Consider the following 16,161-nt stretch of genomic DNA (forward strand, 5'->3'; position numbering starts at 1 on the left):
ACTCGAACTTCCACGGGATTTCTCCCACAGCGACCTCAACGCTGCGCGTCTACCAATTCCGCCACGACCGCATATGTTTAACCCGGGACGGAAACTGGTATAAATTGCCATCCCACAGGAACGCAGGGGAAATACCAAATCGTTCATAGCATAGCAAGCGCGGCGATACCGCCCGGCGCATCGACCCCGGAATGGCGCATCAGCGACACCCCGGTCCCCTATCCGGACGCGCTGGCGGCGATGGAGGAACGCGTCCGCCTGATCCATGAGGGAAACGCCGGCGAACTGGTCTGGCTGCTGGAGCATCCACCGCTCTATACCGCCGGTACCAGCGCGAAGCGCGCGGACCTGCTGGAGCCGGACCGTTTCCCGGTATACGAGGCCGGGCGCGGCGGGCAGTTCACCTATCACGGGCCGGGCCAGCGCATCGCCTATGTCATGCTGGACCTGCGCAGGCGCGGCCCCGATGTGCGACGCTATGTCTGCAGTCTGGAGGACTGGGTGATCGGCGCGCTGTCCGCCTTCAATGTGGTCGGCGAACGGCGCGACGGCCGCGTCGGCATCTGGGTCGACCGGGGCGCGGGGCGCGAGGACAAGATCGCCGCCATCGGCGTGCGCATCCGCCGCTGGGTCACCTTCCACGGCGTGTCGATCAACCTGGACCCGGACCTGTCGCATTTTTCCGGCATCGTCCCCTGCGGAATCGGCGACGAAAAGCTGGGCGTGACCTCGCTGGTCGATCTCGGCCTGCCGGTCAGCATGGCCGACCTGGACGTGGCGCTGCGGGCCGCCTTCGACCCTGTCTTCGGGGAATCGGGGTCAACGCCGGGTTAGAAAATCCGCCAGCCCGCCGCGCGCCTGCCAGTCGGCGCGCTCCAGTTCCGGGTCTTCATGTTCCTCCTCCGGCCAGCCGAGGCACAAATAGGCGACCAGCCGCCAGTCTTCCGGCACGTCCAGCGCCGCGCGCACGTCCGCAGGGTCAAGAATGGACACCCAGCCGACACCCAACCCCGCCGCCCGCGCCGCCAGCCACAGGGTCTGGACCGAAGCAACCGTGGAATAGGCCAGCATTTCCGGCATGGTGCGGCGGCCGAGCCCGTGGCCGCGCTGCGTATCCGGGTCGCAGAACACCGCCAGATGCACCGGCGCCTCGACCAGTCCTGCCAGTTTCAGCCGGGCATATCCCACCGCCCGCGCGCCGTCGTAATCGCGCAGGGCCTCCGCATTCTCGCGCCGGAAGTTTTCGGTCACCGCTTCGCGCCGCGCCGGGTCGGTCACCAGCACGAAGCGCCAGGGCTGGCTGTTGCCGACCGATGGCGACAGGCAGGCCTGTTCCAGCAGCAATTCGACCAGCGCCGGATCGACCGGCGCGGGCCGGAACCGCCGCACATCGCGCCGCCAGGCGAACAGTGTCGCCAGTTGTTCGCGAAATGCATCGTCGAATTCGGGCGGGCGGGCGCTCACTGCGTCATTCCGTGGATCATTCCGTCGTCGGGAGGGTGCGGAAGCCGCGCGTTGCCGGGTCCTCGGCCGGATGCTCGGCCAGCCCGGTCACCTGCGCGAAGGACGGCCCGTTGCGGCAGGCGGACACCATATGCCGCACCGCGTCCGCACCGCCCGCGAACAGAGCCTCGACCGTTCCATCGCGGCGGTTGCGCACCCAGCCGTCCAGCCCGCGAGACTGCGCCTCGCGCGCCGTCCAGGCCCGGTAGCCGACGCCCTGCACCCGCCCCTTTATGATCACGCGGACCGCCATATCCTGTCTCTCCTTGTCACCAGCGTTTAATTTCATAATCGCCCGCCGCTATGGCACAATATACCCTGAATTCGCGCCCGCGGGCGCGGCGCACCGGGAGAATGCCATGCGATACCTGCGGCCCATCGCCATCCTCGCCATGCTGGGCCTCGCCGCGCCGGCATCGGGCGACGATATGGCGAATTATACCGCGCGCTGCGCCGATGAAAGCGCCGAAGCCAAACAGATCGTGGAGGCATGCAGCTGGCTGTTCGATTCGGGCCAGTTGAAGCGCCATGCGGTCGCCGCGACCTACATCAATCGCGGCAGGGCCTATATCCGGCTGGAGGAATTCGAACGCGCGCGGGACGATCTGGGCCGCGCGGTGGCGCGCAATCCGGGCCTCGCCACCGCCTTCGTCAACCGGGGCATCGCCAACAGCAATACGGGCCGGAATGTCCTGGCGATAAACGATTTCGACAAGGCCATCGGGCTGGCCCCGGACGATCCCGAAGCGTTTCTCGGCCGCGCCAATGCCTTTCTCCGGCAGGGCGAAATTGAGCGCGCGCGCCGCGATTACGACCGGGTCATCGCCCTGAAACCCGATTATGCGGAAGCCTGGTATGGCCGGGGCGTGACCTATCTCGAAACCGGTGAGGCTGACCGCGCGCTGGAAGACCTGGACAGGGCCATCGAAATCGCGCCCGGCAACGCGGCGATGTATGTGGACCGCGGCCGGGCCTGGCTGGCCAAGGGCAACATGGAGGCGGCAATGGGCGAATTCGACCGCGCCATCCGCCGCGACCCGAACCACGCCAACGCCTACGCCCAGCGCGCCCGCACCCATGAAAACCTGAAGCAGCACGCCGAAGCCCTGGCCGATTACGAAAAGGCCCATGAACTGGGCGATACCTCGGAGGCGGTGACGGCGAAACTGAAGGCGGCGGGGAAGCTGTAAGGGCAACAGGCGACGTCCCGAAACCAAAAGCACCCCCTACTCGAACTCCAGTATCGGCTGGTCCACCGTCAGGCTGGCGCCCGCTTCCGCCAGCACCGCCTTGACCGTGCCGTCGCGCGCCGCGCGCAGTACGTTTTCCATCTTCATCGCCTCGACCACCGCCAGCGCCTCGCCCGCCTTGACCGCGTCGCCCTCGGCGCAGTTCAGGCTGAGCAGCAGGCCCGGCATGGGGGAGAGCAGGAAGCGCGAGGTGTCCGGCGGGGGCTTGTGCAGCATCAGGCGGTTCAGGGCCGCGATGTCCGGCCGGACGATCAGGATATCCACCGCGCCGCCCGCATGGCTGAGCCGGTAGCGTACGCCCGCCCGGTCCACCTGGATGCAGACCGGCTTGCCGTCCGCCGCGCCCTCGAACAGCGGCTGGCCGGGGCGCCAGGCGCTGGTGATGGCGTATGCGTCGCCGTCCACCGTCACGGCGAAGCGGTCGTCATCGCCCCCCACGCCCGGCGTCAGGGTCAGGGGGTATTCGGTGCGCGCCTCGACCCCGACGATGGCGGTGAGGTCGCGTTCACGCGCCTGCCCGCCGAAAGCCGCCACACGCTGCGTCACGCGCTGGTGGACGACGGCGGCGACGGCGACGATCAGCTTCGGGTCCTCATGCACCAGGTCACTGGCGGAAAAGCCGTCGGGGTATTCCTCGGCGATGAAGCCGGTGGTGAGATTGCCGGCGTTGAAGCGCGGATGCGCCATCAGCGAGGCGAGGAACGGGATATTGTGCGAGACGCCGCGGATGTAATAGGCGTCCAGCGCCCCGCGCATCGCCGCGATCGCCGCCGCCCGCGTGTCGCCGTATGTGATCAGCTTGGCGATCATCGGGTCGTAATGGATCGGGATTTCGCCGCCTTCCGCCACGCCGCTGTCAACCCGGACCGAACCGTCCTTCGCCGCCGGCTCCATGTAGCGGACCAGCCGCCCGGTGGAAGGCAGGAATTCGCGGAACGGGTCTTCCGCATAGACGCGGCTTTCCATCGCCCAGCCGGTCAGGCGCACGTCGTCCTGCGCGATCGACAGGGTTTCGCCGGCGGCGATGCGGATCATCTGTTCGACCAGGTCGATGCCGGTGACGTATTCGGTGACCGGGTGCTCCACCTGCAGCCGCGTGTTCATCTCCAGGAAATAGAAATTGCGCTCCGCATCGACGATATATTCCACCGTCCCGGCCGAGCGGTAATCCACCGCCCTGGCCAGCGCCGCCGCCGAGGCGCCCATCGCGGCGCGGGTTTCCGCGTCGAGGAAGGGCGACGGCGCCTCCTCGATCACCTTCTGGTGGCGGCGCTGGATGGAGCATTCGCGCTCGCCCAGGTGGATCGTGTTGCCGTGGCTGTCGGCCAGCACCTGAATTTCGATATGGCGCGGGTTGACGATGAATTTCTCGACGAAGATGCGGTCGTCGCCGAAGCTGCTGCGCGCCTCGCTCGCCGCCGCGCGGAAACCTTCCGCGACCTCGTCGTCCCCATGCGCGATTCGCATGCCCTTGCCGCCGCCGCCGGCCGACGCCTTCAACATTACCGGATAGCCCAGTTCGTTCGCCGCCGCGACCGCCGCATCCGCGTCCGCGATGACGCCCGCATGGCCCGGCACGGTCGGCACGCCCGCCGCGATGGCCAGTTTCTTGGATTCGATCTTGTCGCCCATCGCGCCGATGGCACGGGTGGATGGCCCGATGAAGACGACGCCCGCCTCTTCCAGCGCGGTGGCGAATGCGGCGTTTTCCGACAGGAAGCCGTAGCCGGGATGCACCGCCTCGGCCCCGGTTTCGCGCACCGCGCGCAGGATATTGTCGGCGACGAGGTAGCTTTGCGCGGAGACGGCCGGGCCGATCGGCACCGCCTCATCCGCCAGTTTCACATGCAGCGCATCCGTATCCGCCTCGGAATAGACGGCAACGGTCTTGATGCCCATGCGGGCGGCGCTGCGCATGATGCGGCAGGCGATTTCACCACGATTGGCGATCAAAATCTTGGCGAACAATGCGGCCCCCGGTTCGGCTGAGTAAGCCGGAAAAAGACCGGTACGGCCTCGGCTTGTCAAGCAGTTCAGCGGCGGCTATTCCGGCTTCCAGTGTTCCGCCCGTTTCGTCGCCGCCAGTACGACAGCGTCCGGCAGTTTCGCCGCCAGCGCCTTGCGGTTGACTTCCGCCGTCCAGTGATTCTGCCGCGCCGCCAGCGTCAGCCAGAACAGCGCTTCGGCTTCGTCCTTCCTGATCCCCTCACCGCGGGCATAGCGAGTGCCGATGTGATTCTGCGCCTTGGCGTAGCCCTGTTTCGCGGCGCGCAGGAACCAGCCCGCCGCGGCCGCCTTGTCCACCACCCCGCCGATCCCGTCGCGGGTCAGCTTGCCCATGTTGTACTGGGCCCGTTCGTTACCCTGCAGCGCCGCCTTTTCGATCCATTCGCGGCCCTTCGCCTCGTCCACCGGCACGCCCCGGCCATGCAGGTGGATTTTGCCCAGGACATATTGCGAGCGCGCCAGCCCCGCCTGCGCCGCGCGGGTCAGGAAGCCCATGCCCTCCGCATGGTCGGTTTCCGCCTCGGTGCCGAACAGATAGCTGGTCGCGAGGTTGTGCAGCGCTTCCGGCATGTCCTGCGCCGCCGCCTTGCGCCACCACTGGCGCGCCGCCGCCTTGTCCACCGGGACACCGCGCCCTTCATCCAGCATGATACCCAGATTGTACTGCGCGCGCGCGTCACCGGCTTCGGCCAGCGCCGTCCACAGCTTGCGCGAAATGCCGAATTCGCCGCGCTGATAGGCGGCGTAGCCGTCGTCGAATGTGTCGGCCGACAACCCGCCCGCGGGCAGGGCCAGCATCAGCCCGGCGCATGCCATCAACGCGATCCGCCGCGCGCCCTTCAACCTATTACGGACGCTCATTTTTGCCTCCCTGCAGGACAGGTCTCCGTCATCCCGTGATTCCGTCATGATGTTGCCGGGTAGCGGGTCAGGCGGGTCTGCAGCGCCTCGATCAGCCCGTCCGCCCCATGCTGGCGCAGCACGGCGGCGAATTCCGAGCGCTGGGTCGACAGCATGCTGATCCCCTCCACCACCACATCGATAACCCGGTAATCCCCGTCGAATTTCCGCACCCGCCAGTCGCAGCGCAGCGGCGGCGCGTCCGGCTGCACGATCCGGGTCCGCACATAGCGGTCCTGCTGCCCCGCCTCGGCGGTGCCGTCGATGACGAACTTCTGCCCCGAATAACCGCCCAGCCGCGCCGAATAGGTATTCAGCACCCAGGCGGCGAAGAGTTTCTGGTATTCCGCCTGCTGGTCCGGCGTCATGTCCTTCCAGTAACGACCGACGACGAAGCGGCCGATTTTCCGCATCGCGAAACCGTCCTGCAACAGGGACCGGAAGCGTTCCTCGCGCTGTTCCAGTGTCACCGAGCGGTCGGCAAGGACCTCGATCGCCCGGTTTGCCAGGGTCTGGATGAATGCGGACTCATCCGCCGATGCCGCGCCGGCCAGCAGACCGGCGCCGACCGCCACCGCCGCGAACAACCGTCTGAATGCGCCCATACCCGCCCCTCAGCGTTACCCATCCGGAATTGAAGGATTATCTCCCGATTTGGCCCCGACGGCAACCGTCCTGAAAGCCGCGCGTGTCGGGCTGCGCGGCGACGACCCGGCGAGGTAATGCAGCGCCGCCGGGTCCCGCAGCTCTTCCGGCGATACGCGCCCGTGCCTCAACCCGGAAGCGTAAACGCCTTCGCCTTTTCCTCGTAATCGTCATAGCCGAGGATCCGGCGCAGTTCGTCGCCCGGCAGGGCGCTCGCCGCCTGCACCTCGCCGGCCTTGAGCGCCGCCAGCCCGGCCTGGATCCCGGCGATGGCGGGGGAGAGCATGCCGGTCGGGAAGGTGCCGATCTTGAAGCCCAGTTCCGCCGCCCGCGCCTGGGTCGGGGTTTCACGGTTACCACCCGGCGACAGCACGGCAAAGGACGGACGGCCCGCGGCGGCGGCGACGGCGCGTCGGCATTCGTCCTCATCCGCCGGTGAATCGAGGAACAGGATATCCGCGCCCTCCTCCACATACATTTCGATCCGCGCGACGGCCTCGTCGATGCCCAGCGTGGGCCGGCAGTCGGTGCGGGCCATGATCATGATTCCGGATTCCCTTGCGGCCTGCACGGCGGCGCGCAGCTTCATGCGCATTTCCTCGAAGGGCAGGGTCGGCTTGCCGGCGGAAGTCAGCGCACGCGGGGTGATCTTGTCCTCGATCAGCACCGCCGCCGCCCCCAGCCGACCGTAGGCGCGCACCGTGCGCTGCACGTTCATCGCGTTGCCGTAGCCGTGATCGCCATCGGCGAGGATCAGCAGTTCCGGCGCGGCGGCGCGGGCCATGTTCAGCGAATCCTGCATTTCCGCCGCCGTGATCAGGTCCAGGTCCGGCCCGCCCAGGCGCGCGGCCGCGACGCAGGAACCGGAAAGAAACGCGGTCTTGAAGCCGGCCCCAAAGGTCAGCTTCGAACTGATCCCGTCCCAGATGGCGGGCATGGCGATAAATCCGGGTTCGGCAAGCAGGGCGCGCAGGCGGGCGGGCGGGGTCATGGCAGATTCCTTGGCTGATTTGAAATGAGGCGCCAATTGTAGGTGGCGGCGCCGCGCCTGTCCACGCGGCTCCCGACATGGTGGATCATCGCGGAGGAATCCTTCCCGCCTCGCCGGGCCAGGCGCAGTCGGCCAGGCTGGTTGTATCGAGTTCCGCCAGAAAGGCTTCCCGCGCTGCGGCGAGACGGCCCTTCAACCGGCAATGTGGTGTCAGGGAACAACTGCCCCCGTCGGTGCGGAAGCAATCGACCAGCGGGCTCTGCTGTTCCAGATGGCGGACGACCTGGCCCAGCGGGATCGAACCGGCCGGCAGTGCGAGCCGGAACCCACCGCCGGCGCCGCGCCTTGTTTCTATATAGTCGGCGCGAGCGAGATTCTGCACCACCTTGGCGAGGTGGTTGCGCGAAATTTCCAGTTCGGTTGCCAGTTCGCCGGTCGTGAACTGCCGTTCCGGCGCATCCGCCAGCCGCATCAGGACCCGCAATCCGAAATCGGTAAAGGTAGTGAGGCGCATAGTCGCATCCCTGAATTGGCGTTTGAAATACCTATTATAAACCCGTATAATAGGTATTATTAATACCTATTCTGGAAACAACCGATGACCGACTCCCTGACGACCGAGGAAAGGCGCGCGCGCATCACGGCGGAGATCGTCGCCCGCACGGGCATCGACGAGGCCATGATCGAAAGCCTCGTCCACCGATTCTACGCCAGAATTCGCGAAGACGCGTTGCTGGGCCCCGTCTTCAAGGCGCGGATCGCGGACTGGGACCTTCATCTGCAGCGCATGTGCGCCTTCTGGTCCTCGGTGGCGCTGTTGACCGGCCGCTATCACGGCAGTCCGGTGGCGAAGCACCTGCCGCTGCCGGTCGATGCGGTGCATTTCGACCGCTGGCTGGCGCTGTTCGAGGCGACGGCGGCGGAAACCTGCCCGCCCGCCGCACGGGATCATTTCATGGAACGCGCAAGGCGTATCGCCGAAAGTCTCGAACTCGGTATCGCCGGAAAGGCGGGCATCCTGCTGAAAAAGGGCGAACGGTTTTACCGGTAAGTTTCGACAACCCGCCCGCCCGTCGATTTCTCCCTGCGACCGACCGGTCGCGCGGATCCGCGCACCGTTCCATTTTCACTATACGGTGCAATGCAGGGCCAGCCAGACCGTCGGTTCGGTCGGCGCCGTCCATTCCACGCGGTGGCGGCGATGGGCGGGAATGCTGACCCAGTCGCCGGGGGACAGCACCCGTTCCGCCGCTTCGTCCTCAAAGCGCAGCCCGGCTGCCCCCTGCAGCAGCACGACCCATTCCTCCTCGGCCTGATCGTACCACTCCCCTTGCGGCGTCGCCTGGCCGGTCGAGATGATCCGCACCAGCCGAAAACCGCCACCCGCCATCAATATGTCGAGAACCTCCCCCGGCTGCACATCCGGCAGGCCGGCAAAAAGGTTTCCGCTGTCGCCGCGCATCAGAAATCATCGCGGTAGCGCAACATCTGTTCGCCGACATTGCAAGGCGGACTTTCGCGGATATCCGGCCCGGCCTGCGCCAGTACGATGCGCATGGGCCATGCCGGCGGCTGCGGCGCCCGGTTGGCGATCTCCAGAATTAGCTTGCGCCGCACCGCACGGGCGAAATCGTTGAAGTCTTCGGCGACGATCAGGAAGGCGCCGGGCCCGCCGATCACGCAATCGCGGTAATACAGGTCGAGATTGCGGATATTGTAGGCGGTATACATTCCACTGCCCTGATCCATGATTGGCAATCCGTTGATGGTCACGCCCGCCGCGATGGCGCGGTCGCGGGCTGGGACGACCAGATCGCCGGAATTGTTCGGCCCGTCGCCGGAGATATCGAGCACTTTGCGGGTGGCGTCAAATTCATTTTCTTTCAGCCAGGGCAGCGCATAATCGATGGCGCCGCTGATCGACGTCCATAGCATCGGCCGCGGCGGCAGCCGCGCCAGGCTGTCCGCGAAAGCCGCCGCGCCTGTTGCATCCTCGACCAGTGTCCAGCCGGTAATCTCGGCGATATTTCCCTCGCCGCCCCATTCGAAATAGCGCACCGCTATGCGGCCCAGCATGCCGGTGCGGATCGCGGCCACAACCTCCGGGTCGCGGAAGGCCTGAATATAGCCCTGGCGCTGCAGCCGGGCTTCTTCCTCGTCCACACTGCGCGACACGTCCACCGCCAGCGCCAGCAGCAGGTCGACCGGCGTTTTCGCCGCAGCCGGGGCAGCGGCAAGGACCGCAAGCGCGGCAAGGCCAACCCGTATCATGGCGTCACGCGGGCGCTCAGAAATCATCGCGGGAACGAAGGATCTGCTCGCCGATATCGCAGGGCGGCGAATTGCGGGGCGTCGGCATGATCTGTTGCGCCTTGTAAATCCGCGTCGTGGCGGGCGGCGGCGGCAGATTGGCGATTTCCAGGATCAGCTTGCGCCGCACCGCGCGGGCGAAATCCGAAAAATCCCGTGCGACCACGATAAAGGCCCCCGGCCCACCGATCACGCAGTCGCGATAATAGAGGTCCAGGTTCGGGATATTGTAGCGCCCGCCATAGCCGCCAGTCCCCATATCCATGATCGGCAGCCCGTTGATGGTAACTCCCGCCGCAACCGCCCTGTCCCGGACCGGGACGACCAGATCGCCGGCATTGTTCGGCCCGTCGCCGGATATGTCGATCACCCGGCGGGTCCCCTCGAAATCGTTCTGGTCCAGCCACGCCAGTCCGAACGCAATCGCGCCGCTGATCGATGTCCGCCGGTTCGGTTCGGGCGCCTCCCGGGTCAGGGCATCGGCAAAGGCATGCGCGCTCGCTGCATCCTCAATCAGGGTCCAGTCCTGGATAACCTTGTTCAGCCCGTCGCCGGCCCATTCGTAATAGCCCACGGCGATCCGGCCCAGCATGCCGGAACCGATCGCCTGTATCACCTGCGGGTCGCGAAACGCATCGATATAACCCTGGCGTTGCAGTCGGCCCTCATTGTAATCGACGCTGCGCGAAACATCGACGCCGAGCGCCAGGACCAGGTCCACCGGCGTCTTCGCCAGAAGACCGGACGGGAACGTGGCGCCCATAAGGCAGGCGAGCAGGACCGGAACGATACGTTTCATGCGGTTGCCCTCCATGAGGAAACCCGGAACGAACGACTGCGCCATTTTGCGGCTTTCCCGATTTTAGGGTCAATTCGCATTCGCCGCGACCAAATAATGGCTCACGCCTTTGTAAGGCGCCAGTTCCGGGAATATCCGGCATCGACCGGCGACACTTGCTTGGCAAGGCGCTGCTTGCCACTTTATCCTGAGCCGGCTTCAGGGAGGGAGCCGATGCGTGAATTTCTGCTTCTGCGGCATGGCAAATCCGATTATCCGCCGGACGTATACGATTTCGACCGGCCGCTGGCAAAGCGCGGCGAAAAGGACACCGTAAAAATCGGACAATGGCTGCGCGAGTACGGCCATGTCCCGGACAGGATCGTTACATCCCCGGCGGCACGCGCCGCCAATACCGCCACGCGCCTCGTCAGGTCGCTCAACATGGACCCGACGCAAATCGTCGAGGAGGAACTTCTTTACCTCGCGCTGCCGGAAAGGATTCTGGAAGTCCTGCGCGCCCAGCCGGACAGTGCGAAACGGGTGCTGTTCGTGGGCCACAACCCGGGTCTGGAGGACCTGACAGCCTTGCTGTCCGGCCAGCCCGGCCCCTTCCCAACCGCAGCCCTGGCCGTGTTCGGGGTAACGGGAAAATGGCGGGACTTCGCCCCGAAATTCGCCGCGCCTGTCATGACGGTCCGCCCCCGAGACCTCGGGTGACGGCGACTATCCGCGATTTGCTTTATAGCACATCAGGTCTGAATGAAACCGCGACAGGTTCCATTCAAACCTGTGAAGGTGCTATATCTTCAATAAGTTAGATCAGATTCACGTGTCTGGTTGGAGCGCCAGAGGCGATTCCAATCAAACACGATCCGATCTAGCCGGCGCCATGCTCGCATATTCCCCCCGAAGCCCTTTGAACAGGCTGGCGCACATCAGCAGCAGCACCACCGCAAACGGCACGCCGGTCGATACCGACGCGGCCTGCAACGCGGCCAGCCCGCCCGCGACCAGCAGCACGATGGCCACCAGTCCTTCGAAGGTTGCCCAGAAGATGCGCTGGCCCACCGGCGCGTCCAGCTTGCCGCCGGCTGTAATGGTGTCGATGACGAGCGAGCCCGAATCCGACGAGGTAATGAAAAACACCACGACGAGCACGATTCCGATTACCGAGGTCACCTGGGCGAGGGGAAGTTGTTCCAGCATCACGAACAGCTTCACCGGAAGATTCGCATCGGCGACGCCCGTAAAACCGTCATTGACGATCTGGTCGATGGCCGTGCCGCCGAAGGCGGTCATCCACAGCACGCAGACCAGCGACGGGATAAGCAGCACGCAGACCAGGAACTCGCGGACCGTGCGGCCCCGCGAGACCCGGGCGATGAACATGCCGACGAAGGGCGACCAGGAAATCCACCACGCCCAGTAGAAGGCGGTCCAGCCGTTATAGAAATTCGTGTCGGTCCGGTCGGCGAAATTCGCCAGGGCCGGCAGTTCGATGACATAGGCGGCCAGGTTATCGACGAAACCGGTCAGTATGGCGATCGTCGGGCCGGCGACGATCACGAACCCGAGCAGGAGGATTGCAAGGACCATATTGAATTCACTGAGCCGCTTGACCCCCGCATCCAGCCCGGCAAGGACGGAAAGCAGCGCGACGGCCGTAATCCCCAGGATCAGCAGGATTTTCGACGTATCGGTCACCGGCACACCGAAAATCCGGTTCAGCCCCGCCAGCGCCTGCTCCGCGCCGAAGCCGAGCGACGTCGCCAGTCCGAACAGGGTGGCGAATACCGCCAGGGTATCGATGACATGGCCGAGCCAGCCCCAGACCGCATTGCCGAACAGCGGGTAGAATGCCGAACGGATGGTCAGCGGCAACCCCCGGTTGAAACTGAAAAAGGCCAGCGACAGCCCCATGATGGCGTACATCGCCCAGGGATGCAGGCCCCAGTGAAAGATCGTCGCCGCCATGCCGAGCCGCGCGGCGGCTTCCGGATCGCCCGGCGCGCCCGCCAGCGGCGCCCAGCTGTCCGGCGACCCCGCCGTCTCAGCGACGGAAGAGGCGTAGTGGGAGATCGGCTCGGAGACGCCAAAAAACATCAGCCCGATGCCCATGCCCGCCGCGAACAACATCGCGAACCAGCCGGTATAGGAAAAATCCGGCCGGGCGTCGGCGCCCCCCAGGCGGATTCGGCCATAGGGCGAGAAAATCAGCGCCACGCAAAAGATGACAAAGATATTGCCTGCAAGGATCAGAAGCCAGTCGAAGGTCGATGTCGCCGCCGGCCGCAGCCAGCCAAAGAACTCGCTGGCGCCTTCCTGAAAAATGGATGTCAGGACGACAAATCCGACAATCACCAATCCGGAAATGACGAATACCGGGTTGTGAATATCGAGACCGCATGGCTGAATATTATCCTGACCGATCTCATAATCGATATCGGTTTCACCGGCCATATCCTTCTCCTCCTCGTTACCCCGGAAAAATTGGACACGCACGTATTAGGCTGCTTTCAGCTCATTTCTATGATACGCAGGCCCCCGGAGACTTCGACGGGCCACCGGGCGCGGAAATGTGCATGTTGTGAGGGATCAAATTTAACGCCCTCGGTCGCTGAAATCAAATCGATATTTTATTTTTTCCTATTATTGTCATGATAGCCTAGGATTTTCAGGTTTTTTCCGGGAGACGGAAAATTGAATTCGCATACCGTACTGAAGCGGGTGGCGCGGGCCAGCCATAAAAACAGCAATCCCTTCTCCGCCGCCGCAAATGGCGTGGGTCCGGACCGGAACGGCCGGCCTTACCCGCCGATTTTCGCGTAGCTGTCGCGCAACGCCACGGTGCGGTTGAAGACCAGGTGGTCCGGAGTCGAATCCGGGTCGGCGCAGAAATATCCCTGCCGTTCGAACTGGACCGGTTTGCCCGGTTCCGCGTCCCGTAGCGACGGTTCGAGCCGCGCATCGGTGACGACGGTCAGCGATTCCGGGTTGATGTCCTCCAGGAAGTCGCGCTCGGCGCCGGGGGCCTCGGCGGTGAACAGCGGGTCGTAAATGCGGGCCTCGGCGGTTACCGCATGGGCGGCGGACACCCAGTGAATCGTGCCCTTCACCTTGCGACCGTCCGGCGCGTCGCCGCCCCGTGTCGCCGGGTCATAGCTGCAGCGCAGTTCGACCACATTGCCCGCCTCGTCCTTCACCACATCGGTGCAGGTGACGAAATAGGCGAAGCGAAGCCGCACCTCGCGCCCCGGCCCAAGCCGGAAAAACTTGCGCGGCGGGTCTTCCATGAAGTCCTCGGCCTCGATGTAGATTTCGCGAGAGAACGGCACCTCGCGCGTGCCGGCATCCGGGTCGCCGGGATTGTTGACCGCGGTCATCATCTCGGTTTCGCCTTCGGGATAGTTTTCGATCACCACCTTCAGCGGGTTGAGGACGGCCATGCGGCGCGGAGCATTCGTGTTCAGCCAATCGCGGGCGCAATGGTCCAGCAGCGCGGCTTCGACCGTACTGCCGCTTTTTGTTACGCCGATCCGGGCGACAAAATCTCGGACCGCTTCTGCCGGCATGCCGCGCCGCCGCAGCCCCCCCAGGGTCGGCATGCGCGGATCGTCCCAGCCGCGCACATGGCCGCCGGCGACAAGCTGCATCAGCCGGCGCTTGGATAAAACCGTGTGAGTCAGGTTAAGGCGCGAAAATTCGATCTGCTTCGGCTTCGCGGGGACCGGCAGGCTGGCGATCAGCCAGTCATACAGCGGCCGGTGATCGGCGAATTCCAGCGTGCACAGCGAATGGGTGATGCCCTCGATCGCGTCCGACTGGCCATGCGCATAGTCATAGGTCGGGTAGATTTTCCATCTATCGCCGGTGCGCGGATGGACCGCGTGCAGGATGCGGTACAGCACGGGGTCGCGCAGGTTGATATTGCCGGACGCCATGTCGATCTTCGCCCGCAACACCCGCGCGCCGTCGGGGAATTCACCCGCCTTCATGCGGCGGAACAGGTCGAGGGATTCCTCGGCCGGGCGGTCGCGAAACGGACTCGGCCGGCCAGGTTCGGTCAGCGTGCCGCGATATTCGCGGATCTGGTCGGCGCTGAGTTCGTCGACATAGGCCTTGCCGTCCCGGATCAACAGTTCCGCCCATTCGTAGAGCTGTTCGAAGTAGTCGGAGGCATAGAACAGATGGCTGCCCCAGTCGAAGCCCAGCCAGCGCACATCGGTCTGGATCGCGTCGATAAAGACCTGTTCCTCCCTGACCGGATTGGTGTCGTCGAAGCGCAGGTGACAGCGGCCGCCGAAGTCCTGCGCAACGCCGAAATTGAGGCAGATCGACTTGGCGTGGCCGATATGCAGATGGCCGTTCGGTTCCGGCGGGAAGCGCGTGACGACGCCCGCGACCACCCCGGCCTTCAGATCGCTGTCGATCCGGTCGCGGATGAAGTCATGCCTGATGTCGACGGCGGCTGTTTCGGTATCGGTCATTCGGTCGCTCTCCATGCTCCGGTATCCGGGCGGGGCCGTGTCTGCCAGAAAACGGGGTTGAGGCCAAGCCTTAACCTATGCGAAGCCGCGCCGGACAAGGTTAACGCCGATCACGAAAATGCCCGCCAGCAGCACCCGCTGGAACAGTTTCGCGGATATCCGGCCCCGCAGCCAGACGCCGGCAAAGATGCCCGCGAACAGCGGGATGCAGGCCAGCCCCGACAAAATTGCCTCGTCGCGGGCAATCAGCCCGGTATAGACCAGGGTCGCATAGACCGGGATGATTCCGACGAAATACAGCAGCCCGATGGTGCCGACGAAGACATCCTTGGGCAACCGCAGGGCGACCAGAAAGATCAGAAAGGGCGGCCCCAGTATCCCGGTCGTGCCGCCAAGCAGACCCGACGCCATGCCCACGAAGGGTTTGAGGATCCGCTCACCGCGCCGGGAAATTTCCGGCCGGATCGAAAACCCCTGCAGGCATACGAAACACAACAGGACCGTGCCGACGACGATCGACGCCGTATGCTGGTCGATCCGGGTAAGGATCTGCGCGCCGATGGTCGAGCCAACCAGCATGGCGACGATCAGCGGCCAGAAACGGCGCACGGCGCCGACCGGATCGGCCCGATGCAGCGCCTGATAGCTGTTGGACAGGAGAATTGGCGCGGCGGTCAGCGCGATCGCGACCTGTGTCGGCAGCACCGTGGCGACCAGCGGGATCGCGATCACCGGCAGCCCGAATCCGATGGCGCCCTTGGACAGCCCCGCCAGCAGGTAGGCAAATCCGATGACCAGAAGCGCTACATAATCGAGTTCGCTGAGTATCATGCCTGCCGGCCCATGCCCGGCGGAAATGCGGGGCGGTCATAAATAGACTAGGATTCGCCCGGCCTGAAATCTATATTTTCGGCCCGGCGCCGCCGAAAGGGCGTCTTGAACCAGGAAATGGGTGTGGAGGAAAAGGGACATGACGGAACCGACCTGGCAACTTGTTGCCCCCGCGAGCGACATCAAGCCGGACGAACCGAAAAAATACAAAGTCGCCGGCGAGGAAATCGCCCTCTACAACGTCGACGGCGATATCTACTGCACGGACAATATCTGCACCCACGCCTATGCTTCGATGGCTGACGGCTTCCAGGACGGCGAGGAAATCGAATGCCCGCTGCATGAGGGCCGCTTCAACATCAAGACCGGTGAAGGCCTCTGCGCGCCCATCGTCGACGACCTGAAAACCTTTGAAGTCAAGCTTGAAGACGGCAATGTCTTCGTGAAAATCTGATC

General features: G+C 64.8%; 18 protein-coding genes. 5 read left to right on the forward strand and 13 right to left on the reverse strand.

Features of this window, described 5'->3' with window-relative positions; translation table 11 throughout:
- The first annotated feature begins 138 nt into the window (after positions 1–138).
- Complete coding sequence (lipB, locus tag WD767_16230; protein MEX2617638.1) at positions 139–834, forward strand: lipoyl(octanoyl) transferase LipB; 696 nt, start codon at positions 139–141, stop codon at positions 832–834.
- Here lipB and bluB read toward each other — a convergent pair.
- A complete protein-coding gene (bluB, locus tag WD767_16235; protein MEX2617639.1) occupies positions 820–1,464 on the reverse strand; it encodes a 5,6-dimethylbenzimidazole synthase in 645 nt (214 codons plus the stop codon). The genes lipB and bluB overlap by 15 nt on opposite strands.
- Before the next feature lie 16 nt (positions 1,465–1,480).
- The gene (locus tag WD767_16240) at positions 1,481–1,756 is read right to left on the reverse strand and encodes an acylphosphatase (GenBank protein ID MEX2617640.1); all 276 of its coding nucleotides are present in this window, start codon (positions 1,754–1,756) and stop codon (positions 1,481–1,483) included.
- A 106-nt stretch (positions 1,757–1,862) separates the two neighbouring features.
- Between WD767_16240 and WD767_16245 the strand changes: the two genes are divergently transcribed.
- Positions 1,863–2,693: a tetratricopeptide repeat protein gene (locus WD767_16245; GenBank protein ID MEX2617641.1), complete on the forward strand. Its 831-nt coding sequence runs from the start codon at positions 1,863–1,865 to the stop codon at positions 2,691–2,693.
- A 36-nt stretch (positions 2,694–2,729) separates the two neighbouring features.
- Here the strand turns inward: WD767_16245 and WD767_16250 are convergent, their stop codons facing one another.
- From WD767_16250 to WD767_16270, 5 genes are all read right to left on the reverse strand, one after another.
- On the reverse strand, positions 2,730–4,721 hold the full coding sequence (locus WD767_16250; GenBank protein MEX2617642.1) for an acetyl/propionyl/methylcrotonyl-CoA carboxylase subunit alpha: 1,992 nt from the start codon (positions 4,719–4,721) through the stop codon (positions 2,730–2,732).
- Between the two features lie 75 nt (positions 4,722–4,796).
- Positions 4,797–5,621 (reverse strand): tetratricopeptide repeat protein, encoded by an 825-nt coding sequence (locus WD767_16255; protein MEX2617643.1) that lies wholly within the window; start codon positions 5,619–5,621, stop codon positions 4,797–4,799.
- Between the two features lie 44 nt (positions 5,622–5,665).
- Complete coding sequence (locus WD767_16260) at positions 5,666–6,265, reverse strand: ABC transporter substrate-binding protein (protein MEX2617644.1); 600 nt, start codon at positions 6,263–6,265, stop codon at positions 5,666–5,668.
- Between the two features lie 167 nt (positions 6,266–6,432).
- On the reverse strand, positions 6,433–7,296 hold the full coding sequence (locus tag WD767_16265; protein MEX2617645.1) for an isocitrate lyase/PEP mutase family protein: 864 nt from the start codon (positions 7,294–7,296) through the stop codon (positions 6,433–6,435).
- A gap of 85 nt (positions 7,297–7,381) precedes the next feature.
- Positions 7,382–7,810: an Rrf2 family transcriptional regulator gene (locus tag WD767_16270; protein MEX2617646.1), complete on the reverse strand. Its 429-nt coding sequence runs from the start codon at positions 7,808–7,810 to the stop codon at positions 7,382–7,384.
- Positions 7,811–7,894: 84 nt separating this feature from the next.
- Between WD767_16270 and WD767_16275 the strand changes: the two genes are divergently transcribed.
- Positions 7,895–8,347, forward strand: coding sequence for a group III truncated hemoglobin (locus WD767_16275; protein ID MEX2617647.1), 453 nt, complete (start codon positions 7,895–7,897; stop codon positions 8,345–8,347).
- Positions 8,348–8,425: 78 nt separating this feature from the next.
- Here the strand turns inward: WD767_16275 and WD767_16280 are convergent, their stop codons facing one another.
- The 3 genes from WD767_16280 to WD767_16290 are packed head-to-tail and all read right to left on the reverse strand — an operon-like array spanning position 8,426 to position 10,450.
- Positions 8,426–8,758 (reverse strand): cupin domain-containing protein, encoded by a 333-nt coding sequence (locus tag WD767_16280; protein ID MEX2617648.1) that lies wholly within the window; start codon positions 8,756–8,758, stop codon positions 8,426–8,428.
- The gene (locus WD767_16285; protein ID MEX2617649.1) at positions 8,758–9,567 is read right to left on the reverse strand and encodes a DUF1194 domain-containing protein; all 810 of its coding nucleotides are present in this window, start codon (positions 9,565–9,567) and stop codon (positions 8,758–8,760) included. Before WD767_16285 ends, WD767_16280 begins: the two co-directional genes overlap by 1 nt.
- 16 nt (positions 9,568–9,583) lie before the next feature.
- Positions 9,584–10,450, reverse strand: coding sequence for a DUF1194 domain-containing protein (locus WD767_16290; GenBank protein ID MEX2617650.1), 867 nt, complete (start codon positions 10,448–10,450; stop codon positions 9,584–9,586).
- Positions 10,451–10,618: 168 nt separating this feature from the next.
- On the opposite strand from WD767_16290, the gene WD767_16295 reads away from it, so the two are divergent.
- Positions 10,619–11,104 carry a histidine phosphatase family protein gene (locus WD767_16295; GenBank protein MEX2617651.1) on the forward strand — a complete coding sequence of 162 codons (486 nt, stop codon included), beginning with the start codon at positions 10,619–10,621 and terminating at the stop codon, positions 11,102–11,104.
- Positions 11,105–11,248: 144 nt separating this feature from the next.
- Here the strand turns inward: WD767_16295 and WD767_16300 are convergent, their stop codons facing one another.
- The 3 genes from WD767_16300 to WD767_16310 form a co-directional block, all read right to left on the reverse strand.
- On the reverse strand, positions 11,249–12,847 hold the full coding sequence (locus tag WD767_16300; protein ID MEX2617652.1) for a BCCT family transporter: 1,599 nt from the start codon (positions 12,845–12,847) through the stop codon (positions 11,249–11,251).
- Between the two features lie 347 nt (positions 12,848–13,194).
- Entirely contained in the window at positions 13,195–14,874 is a 1,680-nt protein-coding gene (locus tag WD767_16305) for a glutamine--tRNA ligase/YqeY domain fusion protein (GenBank protein ID MEX2617653.1), read from the reverse strand.
- 75 nt (positions 14,875–14,949) lie between these two features.
- Entirely contained in the window at positions 14,950–15,705 is a 756-nt protein-coding gene (locus tag WD767_16310) for a sulfite exporter TauE/SafE family protein (GenBank protein MEX2617654.1), read from the reverse strand.
- A gap of 139 nt (positions 15,706–15,844) precedes the next feature.
- Between WD767_16310 and WD767_16315 the strand changes: the two genes are divergently transcribed.
- On the forward strand, positions 15,845–16,159 hold the full coding sequence (locus WD767_16315; protein ID MEX2617655.1) for a non-heme iron oxygenase ferredoxin subunit: 315 nt from the start codon (positions 15,845–15,847) through the stop codon (positions 16,157–16,159).
- Positions 16,160–16,161 lie beyond the last annotated feature (2 nt).

The organism is Alphaproteobacteria bacterium (assembly GCA_040905865.1).
Classification (GTDB): Bacteria; Pseudomonadota; Alphaproteobacteria; order UBA8366.